Annotated in this window: 14 protein-coding genes; 3 read left to right on the forward strand and 11 right to left on the reverse strand. The window is 74.6% G+C overall.

What is annotated here, in order from left to right; all coding sequences use genetic code 11:
- Positions 1-55 precede the first annotated feature (55 nt).
- Complete coding sequence (locus tag ACWPXV_RS13740) at positions 56-952, forward strand: CPBP family intramembrane glutamic endopeptidase (RefSeq protein ID WP_454085735.1); 897 nt, start codon at positions 56-58, stop codon at positions 950-952.
- 61 nt (positions 953-1013) lie between these two features.
- On the opposite strand, the gene ACWPXV_RS13745 is transcribed toward ACWPXV_RS13740, so the two are convergent.
- Positions 1014-1343, reverse strand: a complete 330-nt coding sequence (locus ACWPXV_RS13745) for a single-stranded DNA-binding protein (RefSeq protein WP_454085736.1) — start codon at positions 1341-1343, stop codon at positions 1014-1016.
- Positions 1344-1544: 201 nt separating this feature from the next.
- On the opposite strand from ACWPXV_RS13745, the gene ACWPXV_RS13750 reads away from it, so the two are divergent.
- Positions 1545-2033 (forward strand): hypothetical protein, encoded by a 489-nt coding sequence (locus tag ACWPXV_RS13750; protein WP_454085737.1) that lies wholly within the window; start codon positions 1545-1547, stop codon positions 2031-2033.
- A gap of 24 nt (positions 2034-2057) precedes the next feature.
- On the opposite strand, the gene ACWPXV_RS13755 is transcribed toward ACWPXV_RS13750, so the two are convergent.
- Positions 2058-3011 carry an aldo/keto reductase gene (locus ACWPXV_RS13755; RefSeq protein WP_454085748.1) on the reverse strand — a complete coding sequence of 318 codons (954 nt, stop codon included), beginning with the start codon at positions 3009-3011 and terminating at the stop codon, positions 2058-2060.
- Positions 3012-3164: 153 nt separating this feature from the next.
- Here ACWPXV_RS13755 and ACWPXV_RS13760 point away from each other — a divergent pair, with 153 nt between their 5' ends.
- Positions 3165-3515 (forward strand): RNA polymerase-binding protein RbpA, encoded by a 351-nt coding sequence (locus ACWPXV_RS13760; RefSeq protein WP_454085738.1) that lies wholly within the window; start codon positions 3165-3167, stop codon positions 3513-3515.
- 73 nt (positions 3516-3588) lie between these two features.
- Here ACWPXV_RS13760 and ACWPXV_RS13765 read toward each other — a convergent pair whose 3' ends face one another.
- The 9 genes from ACWPXV_RS13765 to ACWPXV_RS13805 form a co-directional block, all read right to left on the reverse strand.
- A complete protein-coding gene (locus ACWPXV_RS13765) occupies positions 3589-4332 on the reverse strand; it encodes a polyprenol monophosphomannose synthase (protein ID WP_454085739.1) in 744 nt (247 codons plus the stop codon).
- Positions 4329-5882 carry an apolipoprotein N-acyltransferase gene (lnt, locus tag ACWPXV_RS13770; protein ID WP_454085740.1) on the reverse strand — a complete coding sequence of 518 codons (1554 nt, stop codon included), beginning with the start codon at positions 5880-5882 and terminating at the stop codon, positions 4329-4331. The genes ACWPXV_RS13765 and lnt overlap by 4 nt, the downstream gene beginning before the upstream one ends.
- A 379-nt stretch (positions 5883-6261) precedes the next feature.
- Positions 6262-9093 carry a DEAD/DEAH box helicase gene (locus ACWPXV_RS13775; protein ID WP_454085741.1) on the reverse strand — a complete coding sequence of 944 codons (2832 nt, stop codon included), beginning with the start codon at positions 9091-9093 and terminating at the stop codon, positions 6262-6264.
- On the reverse strand, positions 9090-10028 hold the full coding sequence (locus ACWPXV_RS13780) for a diacylglycerol/lipid kinase family protein (RefSeq protein WP_454085742.1): 939 nt from the start codon (positions 10026-10028) through the stop codon (positions 9090-9092). Before ACWPXV_RS13780 ends, ACWPXV_RS13775 begins: the two co-directional genes overlap by 4 nt.
- A complete protein-coding gene (gene tatC / locus ACWPXV_RS13785; RefSeq protein WP_454085743.1) occupies positions 10025-10825 on the reverse strand; it encodes a twin-arginine translocase subunit TatC in 801 nt (266 codons plus the stop codon). Before tatC ends, ACWPXV_RS13780 begins: the two co-directional genes overlap by 4 nt.
- A 24-nt stretch (positions 10826-10849) precedes the next feature.
- A complete protein-coding gene (gene tatA / locus ACWPXV_RS13790; protein ID WP_251839500.1) occupies positions 10850-11128 on the reverse strand; it encodes a twin-arginine translocase TatA/TatE family subunit in 279 nt (92 codons plus the stop codon).
- A 48-nt stretch (positions 11129-11176) separates the two neighbouring features.
- Positions 11177-11488 carry a hypothetical protein gene (locus ACWPXV_RS13795; protein WP_454085744.1) on the reverse strand — a complete coding sequence of 104 codons (312 nt, stop codon included), beginning with the start codon at positions 11486-11488 and terminating at the stop codon, positions 11177-11179.
- A complete protein-coding gene (locus ACWPXV_RS13800) occupies positions 11485-12456 on the reverse strand; it encodes a helix-turn-helix transcriptional regulator (RefSeq protein WP_454085745.1) in 972 nt (323 codons plus the stop codon). Before ACWPXV_RS13800 ends, ACWPXV_RS13795 begins: the two co-directional genes overlap by 4 nt.
- Positions 12449-13454: helix-turn-helix transcriptional regulator (locus ACWPXV_RS13805; protein WP_454085746.1), on the reverse strand; the 1006-nt coding region annotated here is incomplete at its 5' end. The genes ACWPXV_RS13800 and ACWPXV_RS13805, both read right to left, overlap by 8 nt.

Raw genomic sequence — 13454 nt, forward strand, 5'->3', positions numbered from 1 at the left:
CGCGCGTCGTCCGTAGCGTCGTTCTCGATCCCATACCGAACGAGGAGGACGCACGATGAGCAGGACTATCAAGGACACGCCGCCCACACCGCCGAGCCCCCGGACCGCCGGCCCCACGGCCGGCCCTGGGCGACCCGGCCCCTGGTCCACGGGCTGGGTGCGGGCCACGGCGCTGCTGGTCGCGCTCGTGGCGGGGATGGTCGTGACGAGCTCGATCGCCTCGGCGCTCGACCACCCGGTCGTCGCGCTGCTGTCGGGCCCACTGCTGGCGGTGCTCATGCTGTGGCTGTACCGGTTCCTCGTCGGCCGGGTCGAGCGCCGGCCGGTGCTGGAGCTCGCGCCGCGAGGCGCTGCCCGTCGCGTTCTCACCGGCCTCGCAGGCGGGTTGTTCCTGGCGGCGGCGACGATCGGCGCGCTCGCGCTGCTCGGCGCCTACCAGGTCACCGGGTGGGGCTCCCTGTCCGACGCGCTGACGGTCGTCGGGATGATGTGCGCCGTCGCGGTCGCCGAGGAGGTCGTGTTCCGCGGCGTGGTCCTCCGCCTGCTCGAGCCGCGGTGGGGCACGTGGCTGGCCCTCGGCGGCTCCAGTGCCCTCTTCGGTCTCGTGCACCTGGTCAACCCCAGCGCCTCCCTCTGGGGCGCGACCGCGATCGCGGTCGAAGCAGGGCTCCTGCTCGGCGCCGCCTACGTCGCCACGCGCTCGCTCTGGCTGCCGATCGGGCTCCACCTGGGCTGGAACGTCACCATCGTCGCGGTCTTCGGGACCGTCACGTCCGGCGCAGAGGCACACGGCGCCCTGGTCACCGCCGGCACCTCGGGCCCGACCTGGCTCACCGGTGGGGACTTCGGCCCGGAGGCAAGCGTCGTCGCCGTCCTCCTGTGCTCCGCCGTCACCGCGGTGCTCCTCGTGCTCGCGCACCGGCGGGGACGCCTCGTCGGTCGCCGGAGCTGAGGTGGCCGAGGGGTGGACCGACACGGGGGTCCGCCCCTCCGAGCGCCCACCGGGGGCGCCGTCAGGACGCGGGCAGGCGACGCAGCCGCTGGGCCTCCACCTCGTAGCGCGAGCCTCGTCCGGCGCCCGTGGCGAAGAAGCGGCGACGCAGCGCGCCCCGACGGCGACGACGGTCCCCTCCCCACCCGTCCGGCCACCCGGCGGGTGCGACCCTCCAGCAGGCGACGTCGATCGTGTCGACGCGGGCCCGCCCCTCCGGGCTGTCGTGGCGCGGGACGACGAGACGGAAGGTCGTGAGGTGGTCACCGCTCGGCAGCTCCCGCTCGACGACCTCCCCACTCACCCGGCCGACGAGGCTGACGGCGTTGTGCCCCACCTGGTCACTGGTCATCGTGTGCTCCTCTCCGCCCCCAGCATGGGACGGCGGCGTGACACGCTCGGCCCTCGTGACCGTCACCGGTGGACGGGCACCGCGATCGGCACCCTGTGGAGCGCTCGCGGTTGCTCCACAGGGCGGCCTCCGGTCCGGCCGGTCCCCTGCTCCGCCGGTGGAGCCGGCCGCTGGTCGCCGCCGCTTGGGAACGTCTGCCCCATGATCACCGACGACACACTGGCACCGGACACGTGGGCCTGCGCCCAGGACAGCATCAGGACGGAGGACGAGCCGTGGATGCACGCGGGAGGGCTCGTGCACAGCGACGACGACGCCGTCGCCTGCGCGGCGGGCGCGGTCCGCGCGGCTGCGAGCGGCGACGGGTTGTCGATGTGGCTCATCGCCCTCGACGAGGACGGCCGGTCCACCGGCCTGGTCGTCGAGCTCGCCGAGATCCCCGACGCTCCCCCGCCGGGTGAGGTGGTCACCGTGCTCACGCGGATGAGCCGCGCGATCGAGCAGGTGGCCCCCCTCGGTTCGCTCGTCGTCGCCCTCGCCTCCCCCGGTGGCGGGGACCGGGGCACGCGCGAGGTCCGCTGGGGCGACGCCGTCGCCGACGCCGCCCGCTCCGGCGTGCTGCCCGTGCGTGCGGTCGTGGCCGTCGGGGCGCACCGGGCCCGGTTGCTGCACTCGGCGGTGCCGAGATGAGCCCCGGGCCGGGAAGCTGCCGGCTCAGCCCGCGGCGGGTCCGGGGACCGCCTCGTCGATGGCAAGGAGCGTGTCCGCGTCGGGCTCCCACAGGCCAGCGGCGACGTTCTGCTCCACCTGCTCGGGGGAGCGCGCACCGGCGATGACGCTCGCGACACCGGGCTGGGCCGAGAGGCCACCCATCGCGAGGGTGAGGAGCGGGACACCGGCCTGCTGCGCGACGGCCTCCAGCGCCTCGATACGGTCGAAGTCGGCGCTCGCGAGACGCTCGGGCCGCTGCTCGAGGCGGCTCCCCGCGGGGGCCGGCTCGCCGCGCCGGTACTTGCCGGTGAGGAGCCCGGAGGCGAGCGGCCAGTACGGCAGGATGCCGGCGCCCACGTGCGCGGCCGCCGGGACCACCTCGGCCTCGATCTCCCGGGACAGCAGCGAGTACGCGTTCTGCACGGAGATGAAGGGCGCCAGACCGCCAGTGCGCGCCGTCCAGTCGGCGTCGACGAGCTCCCAGCCGCTGACGTTGGAGCAGCCGGTGTAGAGGACCTTGCCCTCGCGCACGAGCTCGTCCAGCGCGCCCAGGGTCTCCTCGAGCGGGGTGACGGGATCGAGGCGGTGGACCTGGTAGAGGTCGATGTGGTCGGTGCGCAGGCGGCGCAGCGAGCCCTCGACGGCCCGGCGGATGTAGCGGCGTGAGCCGCGCACGCCGTAGTCGTCACCGTTGAGTCCCCGGGTGTCCATCCCGAACTTCGTCGCGACGACGACGTCGTCGCGACGCCCCTCCAGGGCGGCGCCGAGGAGCTCCTCACCCTGGCCCGGCTCACCGCCGTAGACGTCGGCGGTGTCGAACAGGGTGATACCGGCCTCAATGGCTGCGCTCACCACGCGCGGGACCTCGTCCGGCGGTAGGGTCGCTCCGAAACTGTTGCACCCCAGGCCGACAGCGGACACCACGAGGCCGCTGGAACCCAGCTGGCGATACGTCATCTCGGTCACACCGGGACCCTACCGGGCGAAGGTCTGCGGGACCTTCACAGGACGTTCACCACGACCGCGGAACAACTCGACACCATCGTTCGTTGGGCCCAGTAGAAGCTTTCACACCGGCGCGTCTGGCACGCGCCCGAGAGGAGACGCGTCATGGCAGATCGATCACTGCGCGGAGTCGGGATCGGCGCGAAGAGCCTGGAGACCGAGGTCGGCGTCCAGTACGCCGAGCGTACCGAGGCCCACTACGAGTGCCCCAACGGCCACACCATCGTCCTGCCCTTCGCGGCGGAGGCCGAGATGCCGGCCCTCTGGGAGTGCCGCTGCGGCGAGGAGGCGCTCCTGCGCGACGCCACCCGCCCCGAGCCCACCAAGCCGGTCAAGAAGCCGCGTACCCACTGGGACATGCTGCTCGAGCGTCGCACCATCCCCGAGCTCGAGGAGCTGCTCACCGAGCGCCTCGAGCTGCTGCGCAGCGGTCAGCTGCGTCGGCGCAGCGCCTGACGCACGGCGCACCACACGACGACGAAGGCCCGCAGGCACAGTCTGCGGGCCTTCGTCGTCCGTCCAGAACGGCTCAGCGGCGCCGCACGAGCGCGAGCAGCTGGCGGCTGCGGTGCGACAGCCCCCACACCGTCGTGCGGACCAGCGCCTCGGTGATGATCGAGCGGCTCATCTTCGACACACCCTCCGCCCGCTCGACGAAGCTGATCGGCACCTCGGCCACCCGCCCACCCGCGCGGTGCACCCGCCAGGTCATGTCCACCTGGAAGCAGTAGCCCTGGGACTCGATCTCCCCCAGGGGGAGCGCCGCGAGCACGTCCGCCCGGAAGACCCGGAAGCCGGCGGTCGCGTCGCGCACCGGCAGGCCCAGCGCGAGCCGGACGTAGGTGTTGGCGCCCCGCGAGAGGAGCTCGCGGTGGCGGGGCCAGTTGACGACCTCTCCCCCGGGCACCCACCGCGAGCCGATGACGAGCTCGGGCGCGTCCGGACGCTGCGCACGGGCGAGGAGGTCGGGCAGCTGCTCGGGCCGGTGCGAGCCGTCGGCGTCCATCTCGACGACGAGCTCGTAGCCCCGCTCGAGCGCCCACTGGAAGCCGGCGACGTAGGCGCGTCCCAGACCCTGCTTGCCCGGGCGGTGCAGGACGTGGACGCCGTCGTCGCGGGCCGCTGCGGCGTCGGCGACCGCGCCGGTGCCGTCGGGGCTGTTGTCGTCGGCGACGAGGATGTCCGCGTCCGGGACGGCCTGCCGGGTGCGCTCCAGCGCGGCAGGCAGCGACTCGCGCTCGTTGTAGGTCGGGATGATGACCAGAGTCCTCATGCGGTCCTCCTCGGCCGCGGGGACCGCTGTCGAACGGTGGTGACCAGGCCCGCGGCCGCGGCGACGGCCGCGACTGCGGCCGCCACGAGCGTGGGCCACACGCCTAGCCGGTCGGCGACCGTCAGTGACGTGCGGAGCGGCAGGTCGGCGACGAAGCGGTCGGCGGTGAACAGCCCCGAGGACTGGGTGACGACACCGTTGGGCGAGATGATGCCGCTGACCCCCACGGTGGAGATCTGCACCGTCGACCGGCCGTGCTCCACGGCGCGGAAGACCGACATCGCGAGCTGCTGGGTGGACTCCTGGGTGTAGCCGAAGGAGGCGTTGTTGGTGGGCACGACGATGAGCTCCCCGCCGGCCAGGACCGCCTCCCGCATGAGGCCGCCGTAGGCGACCTCGAAGCAGATCCCGACGGCGAGGTCGACCACCCGCTCGAGCCGCGGGCTGTCCAGCTCGATGATCCCGACCTCCTCGCCGGGGAGCATGTCGATGGACACGAGGTCGACGGCGTCGGTCACCTTCCGCGCAAGGTCGCGCAGCGGCATGTACTCCCCGAACGGGGCGGGGTGCTGCTTGGCGTAGACGTCCACCTGGCCCTCGCCCGGCACCCAGAGGATCGCCTCGTTGTACCGGTAGTCCTCCCCGTAGCGCTGCCCGCCCACGAGGATCGGGGCGCCGACGGCGTCCGCCGCGCGGTCCACGAGGCGGCCGGCCTCGGCGTCCTCGCGCGGGTCGATGTCGGTGGAGTTCTCGGGCCACAGCACGATGTCGAGCTCACCGGGCTCCACGTCCTCCAGGAGCGCCTCGGTGCCGGTGACGTGGCGCTCGAGGACGTCGCGGCGCACCGCGAACGCGTCCAGGCCCGGGCCGGGGACGTTGCCCTGGACCGCACCGACGCGCAGCGTGCCCGCCTCGGCGCGCGTGTCGACGGGCACGACGAGGCCGACGGCGACCAGCGCGGCACCCACGACGAGCGCCCCGCTGGCCCGGCCGACCCGCGCGTGGCGCAGGTGGCTCAGGGCGAGGGCGAGCAGTGCCCCGATGGCGACGACGGCGCCGGAGACGAGAGGCTCCCCGCCGAGGGACGCCAGGCGCAGCAGCGGCCCGTTCGTCTGGGAGAAGGCGAGCTTGCCCCACGGCATGCCACCGAAGGGCACGAGGCCACGAGCCGCCTCGGTGGCGACCCACAGGCACGCGACGACGACGACGCCGAGCGCGGGGTGCCGGGCGACCGGCCCCCAGCGGGCCGCCAGCACCCACCCGGCGGCGAAGACGGCGACGAAGAGCGCCTCGGCCACACCGAGCAGCAGCCACGGCACCGCACCGGCGGCCTCCTCGGCCCACCACAGGTGGATGAGGAAGAACACCGCTCCCCACACCCAGCCGTAGCAGAGCGCGCGCGGCACCGTGGCGCCGCGCAGCGCGAGGAGGAGCAGGGCGATGCCGACCGCGGCGAGGGGCCACCAGGAACGCCCCGGGAAGGCGGCCTCGGTCGCCAGGGCCCCGAGGACGCTGAGGAGCACGGCGACGCGACGGGAGGGCAGGGGCACCAGACAAGGATAGGTGTCCGCGAGGCCGGTCCTGACCCCACCGGCGTGGCCGCGGCGGGACGGACGTGACCGACCCGCGTGTCCTTCGGACCGACGCTGCGGGGGCAGCTGTCGTTATCTACTGAACACGCGGGCCTGGCCACTGTCCGCCGCGGCGCTCGTCCCGGTCGGCGCGGAGGCCACCGGTGCGGGCGGGCGGTACGAGAGACGAAACTAGCGTCCAGCGCGCACCGCATCAAGCCCGCGAACCCGCAGGTCAGCGGCATGCACGCAGGTCAGCACCGGTGCCCGCCGGGCCTCGTGATCTCCCCGTGACCGGCGTGTCGCGGCGTGTCGTGGGATGTCTCACGGACCCACGTCGGCGAGCAGGCTCGCGGTCTCAGACGCTGGACCAGGCGACGACCCCGCGGCGGACGAGCTCGATGGCACGCCGCGCCGTCCGGCGGCCCTCGGCGTCCGGCGCGGCGGTGGCGAGCTGGTCGAGGACGTCGAGGATCTGCTTGCACCACCGCACGAAGTCCCCGGCCCCGATCTCCGTCCCGTCCAGGACGGTGTCGAGCGGCGCGCCCTTGGCCCACGCGTGGACGATGGAGACGATCCCGGCGTCGACCGGCTCGGAGGACGGCACGCCGTGCTGGGACTCCCGCTCGGCGAGCTCGTCCGAGACCCGCACGGTCTGGCGCACGGCGTCCCCCAGCGCACCGCCGCCGGCGCCCGTGGGGGCGCTGAGGGCGTCGTTGCGGGCGCTGTAGACGACGGTGGAGACGACGGCGGCGAGCTGGGCGGCGTCGAGGCCAGCCCACAGGCCGCGGCGCAGGCACTCGGCGAGGACGAGGTCCTTCTCCGCGTACAGGCGCGCGAGCCAGCGGCCGTTGTCGGTGACGGCCATGCCGCCCTCACCGTCCGGCTCGAGGTAGCCGAGCTCGGTGAGGAGCGCGCAGACCTTGTCGAAGTCGCGGGCGATCGAGGACGTCCGGGTCTCGATGCGCTGGAGCAGGCGCTGGTGCTCCGTGTCCAGAGCCACCCACCGGTTGGCCCAGCGGGCGTGCTCCTCACGGTCGCTGCACCCGTGGCACGGGTGGGCGCGCAGCTGGCGGCGCAGCTCGTCGATCTGCTCACCGATGTCGGCGCCCGCCTGACCGGCGCGGGAGGTGACCGCGGCGGGCGGCGCCGCCTGGACGGCGCTGCGCAGCCGCGCGGCGAGGTCGCGGCGCTGGCCGGCGTCCCGGAGGTTGGCGTGCTTGGGGACGGGGACGGTGGCGACGGTCGTGGCGCCGTGGGGCAGCTCGGTGCTCGTGAGGGTGCGCACGCGCGGCTCGGGGGTGAGGACCCGCAGCACCGGGGAGTCGAGGCGGTCGGCGTCGACGTCCAGGACGAGTGCCCACAGCGTGCGGCGCCCGCGGCGGTACTCGAGGACGTCGCCGCGCCGGACGGCCGCCAGGGAGGCGTGGACGGCGCGCTGCGCGGCGCGTGAGCGCTCCCGCGACCGGTCCTTCTCGAGCTCGCTGACCCGCTGGCGCAGGCGGGCGTACTCGGTGAAGTCGCCGAGGTGGCACGTCATCGCGGTGGCGTACCCGGCCAGCGCCTCCTCGTTGCGCCGTGCCTGGCGGGCCAGCCCGACGACGCCGCGGTCGGCCTGGAACTGGGCGAAGGAGCTCTCGAGGGTCTCGCGGGCCTGCGGGTAGGCCAGCGTGCCGAGGAGGTTGACGGCCATGTTGTACGTCGGGTGGAAGCTCGAGCGCAGCGGGTAGGTGCGGCGCGAGGCGAGGCCCGCCAGCGCGGCGGGGTCGACGTCCTCGCCGTAGAGCACGATGGCGTGCCCCTCGACGTCGATGCCGCGCCGCCCCGCCCGGCCGGTCAGCTGGGTGTACTCCCCCGGCGTGAGGGCGGCGTGGGCGGTGCCGTTCCACTTGTCGAGCCGCTCGAGGACGACGGAGCGCGCCGGCATGTTGATCCCGAGCGCCAGCGTCTCGGTCGCGTACACGACCTTGACCAGCCCCGCGGTGAAGAGCGCCTCGACGGTCTCCTTGAACACCGGCAGGAGGCCGGCGTGATGGGCGGCGACCCCGCGCTGCAGGGCCTGGGACCACGCGTGGTAGCCGACGACGGCGAGGTCCTCCGGCGGCAGCGCCGCACACCGCTCCTCGATGACCTGGGCGATGGCGCGGGCCTCGGCGGCGTTCGTCAGCCGCACGCGCGAGCGCAGCGTCTGCTCGACGGCGGCCTCGCAGCCCGCCCGGGAGAAGACGAAGACGATGGCGGGCAGCGGCCCGGCCTCGTCGAGACGCTCGACGACGACCGGCCGGGGCGCGGGCCGCACATGGCCGATCCGCGCGGGCGGGCGGGCCCGGCCGCCGCGCGGGTCGCGGCGGCGCCCGGGCGGCGCGGAGCCGGTGCGGGCAGCGCGGCGCACCGCCTCGGCGAGGTCGGGGTTGATGGGCGGGTTGGGCCCGGGGTCGGTGGGGTCCACCCGGGCGCTGTAGAGGTCGAGCACCTGGTCGCGGACCATGACGTGCTGCCACAGCGGGACCGGCCGGTGCTCGGAGACGACGACGGCGGTGTCCCCGCGGACCATGGTGAGCCAGTCGCCGAACTCCTCCGCGTTGGAGACCGTGGCCGAGAGGGAGACGAGGAGGACGTCGTCGGCGAGGTGGAGGATGACCTCCTCCCACACCGGCCCGCGGAAGCGGTCGGCGAGGTAGTGGACCTCGTCCATGACGACGTAGCCGAGGTCCACGAGGGTCGGCGAGCCCGCGTAGAGCATGTTGCGCAGCACCTCGGTGGTCATGACGACGACGTCGGCCTCGCCGTTGATCGTCGTGTCCCCGGTGAGGAGGCCGACCCTGCTCTCGCCGTGCGCGGCGACGAGGTCGAGGTACTTCTGGTTGCTCAGCGCCTTGATCGGCGTGGTGTAGAAGGTCTTGCGCCCGGTCCGCAGCCCGAGGTGGACGGCGAACTCCCCCACGACGGTCTTCCCCGCACCCGTGGGCGCCGCGACGAGGACGCTGCGCCCCTCCTCGAGCTGCTCGCAGGCCTCGCGCTGGAAGTCGTCGAGCTGGAAGCCGATCCCGGCGGCGAAGGCGGCGAGCTCGCTGCGCTCGGCGCGGGCGCGCTTGCGGGCCGCGGCGTAGCGCTCGGCGGGGCTCGGCTCGGTGGAGGTGTCCGTCCCCTCGACCGCAGTCTCAGGCCGGCGCTTGCGTCGTGGGCTCACGCCTCGACTCTAGGCGCCAGCACCGACAGCGCACGCGGGTGGACGTCGCACTGGAGGGGCAGCGCGGTGAGCGGCTCGCCGTCGACGATCGCCACCGGCGGGTTGGCGCCCAGCGCGGTGAAGGGCTCGATGCGCACGCTGCGCGCCCGCCGCACCCTCACCGCGGGGTGGTCGACGTGCCGCCCCGAGAACAGGAGCGGGAAGAGGCGCACGACGGCGGGACGCGAGAGCCCGCTCGCGGTGACGAGGTCGAGCAGGCCGTCGTCGGGCACCGCTCCGGGCGCCACCTTCATCCCGCCGCCGAAGAGCGGGGTGTTGGAGACCGTGACGAGCGTGGCCTCCTGCTCCCACGTCTCGCCGTCGGCGGTGATCCGGAAGCCGTAGGGGCGGAAGGCCGAGAGCTCGGAGAAGATCGCCCGGACGTAGCGCCCACCGTCCCGGGGCCAGCGCAGACGGGAGGCGTGGTGGGCGACGGCGGCGTCCAGGCCCGCGCACAGCGAGCTCACGTACCAGCGGCTCGTCGGCTGGCCGGGGGTGCTGACGGCGACGGCGTCGACCTGCCTCGCGCCGTCGTCGTCGGTGAGGGCGCGGCGCAGGACGGCGAGGGCGGCGGGCACGTCGTGGACCGGGAGGTCGAGCGCCCCGGCGATGTCGTTGCCGCTGCCGACGGCGACGATCCCGAGCGGCACGCCCGTCCCGGCGAGGACGTTCGCGCCGAGGTTGACCATCCCGTCCCCGCCGACAACGACGACGGCGTCCAGCCCGTCGGCGAGGGCTGCGCGAGCACGGGACAGGGCGTCGGCGTAGTCGCGGCCGGTGAGGTCGAGGGTCTCGTGGCCGGCCTCGCCCAGCCCGGCGAGGACCTCCTCCCGCGACCGGGCGGCCCGGCCGCGTCCTGCCGTGGGGTTGGTGACGACGCCGATGCGCCGGCTCACGAGTCCGGCTCGAGGAGCTCGGCCTCGTGGGCTGCCTGCCGGCGCGCGGCCCGCCGGTCGTGGAGCGCGGCGATGCCGACGGCCCCGAAGTACAGGGCGCACATGGGCACAGCCAGCGCGATCATCGTCCACGGGTCCGGGGTGGGGCTCGCGATGCCGGCGAAGACGAAGACGAGGAGCACGGCCCAGCGCCACCCGGCGAGGAGCGCGCGCGCCGACACGAGCCCGATCGCGTTGAGGAGCACCATGACGAGCGGGACGAGGAAGGCGATCGCGAAGGCGAGGACCACCCGCATGACGAAGCGGACGTAGTCCGTCGCGGGCATGTAGTTGAGCGCGCCCTCGGGGGTGAACTGGGTGAGGACCTTGATCGCGTTCGGCAGGACGAGCCACGCGAGCGCGGCGCCGCCGAGGAAGAGCGGCACCCCGGCGACGACGAACAGGAGGCTGCGGCGCTTCTCGCTGCGGGTGAGGCCGGGGGCGATGTAGGCCCACACCTGGTAGAGCCACCACGGGCTGGCGAGGAACGTCGCCACCCACAGCGAGACCCGGACCTGCATGTCGAAGGCGGCGGCCGGGGTGGTGAAGGTGAGCGCCGCGTTGAGCCCGGCGTCGTCGACGGCGAGAACGGGGGCCTGGATGGCGTCGAAGACGGGTTCGTAGAGGAACCAGCCCACGACGCCCATGACGGCGATCCCCGCGAGGGCGAGCAGCACGCGGCGACGCAGCTCGCGCAGGTGCTCGACGAGCCGCATCCGGCCCTCGGGGTTGCGGGCGCGCCCCGTCCTCAGCGCCACGGAGTCCTCGTCCTGCGGCGGGTGCTAGCGGCCCGTCCCACCCGGTGGCGTGGTGCCGGGGTCGTCCGCGGAGGGCGGCGCCGTCGTCGGGTTGGGCGTGGTGCTCGGGGAGGTCGGGCCACCGGACACGGGGCCGGAGGGCGGCGGCGTGGAGTCGTCCTCACGCAGCTCGGTGACCTCCTTCTTGAAGATCTTGAGGGACTTGCCGATGCTGCTCGCCACGTCCGGGAGCCGCTTCGCACCGAACAGGATGACGATGATGAGGACGATGATGAGGATCTGCCACATTGAGGGGGGTCGCATGACGTGCCTTCGCGTCGGGTCCGGGGACTTCGAGTCTACGCCGCGGCCTCAGCGCAGCCCGACCCGGCGCCACCGGGTCATGGCCTGCGCCGCGCGGTCGGCACGCCGCTCGCGGCGGGCGCGCAGGTTGGCCTGCCGGCGGTGGCGGGCCTCGGCAACCTCGGCGGGCGGGGCGAGGGAGGCCGGGACGATCGGCGCGGGCGGGCCGGGGCCCGGCACCGCCGCCAGCCGCTCGCTCAGCTGCTCGAGGCCGCGCAGCTCAGTGAGCAGCGTCTTGCCGCGGCGCCACAGGCCCAGGCCGATGACGGCGTAGAGGGCCAGCGCCGCGAGCACGAGGACGAGCCAGAGCCACCAGGTCATGAGCCCGAGGATATGTCGTCGTAGGCGGCCAGGGCGTCCGCCGCGTGGCGCGCCACCGCCGCGGCGAGCTCGGGAGGGGCGACGGCGCGCACCTCGGCACCGAGCCCGAGGACGACGTTCGCCAGCCACGCCGGGTCCGCCACCCGCAGGCGCACCCGCATCCCGCCGTCGGGCAGGTCCTCGTGGTCGACGACGGGCACCCGCTCGGCGAGCCAGCGCGCGCGCGGGGCGAGCTCGAGCTCGGCGAGGAGGTCGTCGTCGTCGAGCTCGGGCTCGGTGCTACGGCCGGTGGCCTCGGGGGCGTGGACGGCCGGCGTCTCGAGGACCTCCGCGGCGAGCACGCGGTCGAGGCGGAAGTGCCGCAGCCCGTCGACGCGGTGGCACCAGGCGCGCAGGTACCAGCGGCTGCCGTCCCAGACGAGCTCGAGGGGGTCGACGTCGCGCTCGGTGACGACGTCGGACGCCGAGACGTAACGGAGGTGGAGACGGCGGCCGGCCGCGAGGGCCTGGCGGACCGGGGCCAGGGCGGCGGTCGCGTCGCTCACGTGGACGTCGACGGCCTGGGCTGCGCGGGCGGCCTCCCCCGCCGCGGCGGTGAGCTTGGCGGTGGTGCTGCGCAGGACGTCGTCGTCGATGCCGCCGTCGGCGCTCAGCGCCTCCAGGGGCTTGAGCGCGACGAGCAGGGCCAGCGCCTCGTGGGCACCGAGGCGCAGCGGGCGGTCCATGCCGCGCGGGTTGGTGAGCGTGAGGACCTGCCGGTCGTACTCGTCGGCGGCGAAGTCGATGAGGTCGTCGGGCAGGTAACCGGGCGTGCCGGTCACCCACAGGAGGTTGACGTCGGCGAGCACCTGGCGCTCGCTCACCGCGAAGTGGGCGGCGACCTCGGCGACGGGCACCCCGGGGTTCTCCCCGAGGTAGGCGATGAGGGCCAGCAGCCGCGTGAGGCGCTCCCCGGTGGTCTCAGCCACGGACGGCCTCCCCCAGGGCGGCGACGGCGCGCAGGCGGGCGAGGACCGCCTCGCGCAGGGCGGGCGGCTCGAGGACGAGGACGGCAGGCCCGTAGGCGGCGATCTCGGCGGCGAGGGAGAAGTCGTCGTCGGTCTCCACGACGACGACGTCGCGTCCGTCGCGCTCACCGCGCTCCTCGACGGCGCGGGCACGCAGGGCGGCGCCACGCTCGGGCAGGACCGCGAGGACGGCGCGCGCGCCGCCGCTGCCGGCGAGGATCGCCTGGGCGTCGTGCTCGGGGACCTCGAAGGCGCCGGCCGGCCCGGTGGCCCTGACGGCGCCGACGACGCGGGAGAGGCGGAAGACGCGGGGGGCGTCACGGTCGAGGTCGTGGCCGATGAGGTACCAGCCGCGGTCGCGGCTCACCAGGCGCCACGGCTGGACGCGGCGGGTGGTCTCCTCACCGGTCGAGGCGGCCCGGTAGGTGAAGGAGACGGCCTGCCGGGCGCCGATCGCGTCCAGCAGCGGGCCGAGGGCCGTCTCGGCGGGCTGCACGCGCAGCGCGACGCCGATGTGGGAGTCGGGGTCCGCGCCGGCGGCGACGGCGCGCAGCTTGGTGAGGCCGCGGTGGGCGGAGCCGTGGAGGTGGGCGTCCTGCCAGACCGTCGCGGCCAGGGACAGCACGCCGATCTCCGCGGCGGTGAAGGTGACCTCGGGCAGCGAGTAGCCGGCCGTGTCGAGGCGGTAACCGACGGCGTCCTCGTGGACGGGGTCGACGTCGGTGACGATCGGGACGCCGAGGTGACGCAGGAGGTCCTTGTCGCGCTCGAACATCCGCTCGAAGGCGACGTCGTTCGTCGCGTCGAGGTAGCCGTTGACGGACGCGCGGATGTCGGCCTTGGTCAGCCGGCCCGGGGCGTGCCGGAGCGCGATGAGGAGGTCGAGCAGCCGCTCGGCCGGGTCCACGCGAGTCACGGTGCCCACCGTACTTGCTGCCGCGCCGCTTCCCCCGTCACGC

The sequence above is a fragment of the Georgenia sp. Marseille-Q6866 genome, from assembly GCF_965111665.1.

Excerpts from the sequence above, each read along its gene's own strand:
- ACWPXV_RS13740 (WP_454085735.1), top strand. The coding sequence starts at position 56 with ATGAGCAGGACTATCAAGGACACGCCGCCCACACCGCCGAGCCCCCGG.
- ACWPXV_RS13745 (WP_454085736.1), bottom strand. The coding sequence starts at position 1,343 with ATGACCAGTGACCAGGTGGGGCACAACGCCGTCAGCCTCGTCGGCCGG.
- ACWPXV_RS13750 (WP_454085737.1), top strand. The coding sequence starts at position 1,545 with ATGATCACCGACGACACACTGGCACCGGACACGTGGGCCTGCGCCCAG.
- ACWPXV_RS13755 (WP_454085748.1), bottom strand. The coding sequence starts at position 3,011 with ATGACGTATCGCCAGCTGGGTTCCAGCGGCCTCGTGGTGTCCGCTGTC.
- ACWPXV_RS13760 (WP_454085738.1), top strand. The coding sequence starts at position 3,165 with ATGGCAGATCGATCACTGCGCGGAGTCGGGATCGGCGCGAAGAGCCTG.
- ACWPXV_RS13765 (WP_454085739.1), bottom strand. The coding sequence starts at position 4,332 with ATGAGGACTCTGGTCATCATCCCGACCTACAACGAGCGCGAGTCGCTG.
- tatA (WP_251839500.1), bottom strand. The coding sequence starts at position 11,128 with ATGCGACCCCCCTCAATGTGGCAGATCCTCATCATCGTCCTCATCATC.
- ACWPXV_RS13795 (WP_454085744.1), bottom strand. The coding sequence starts at position 11,488 with ATGACCTGGTGGCTCTGGCTCGTCCTCGTGCTCGCGGCGCTGGCCCTC.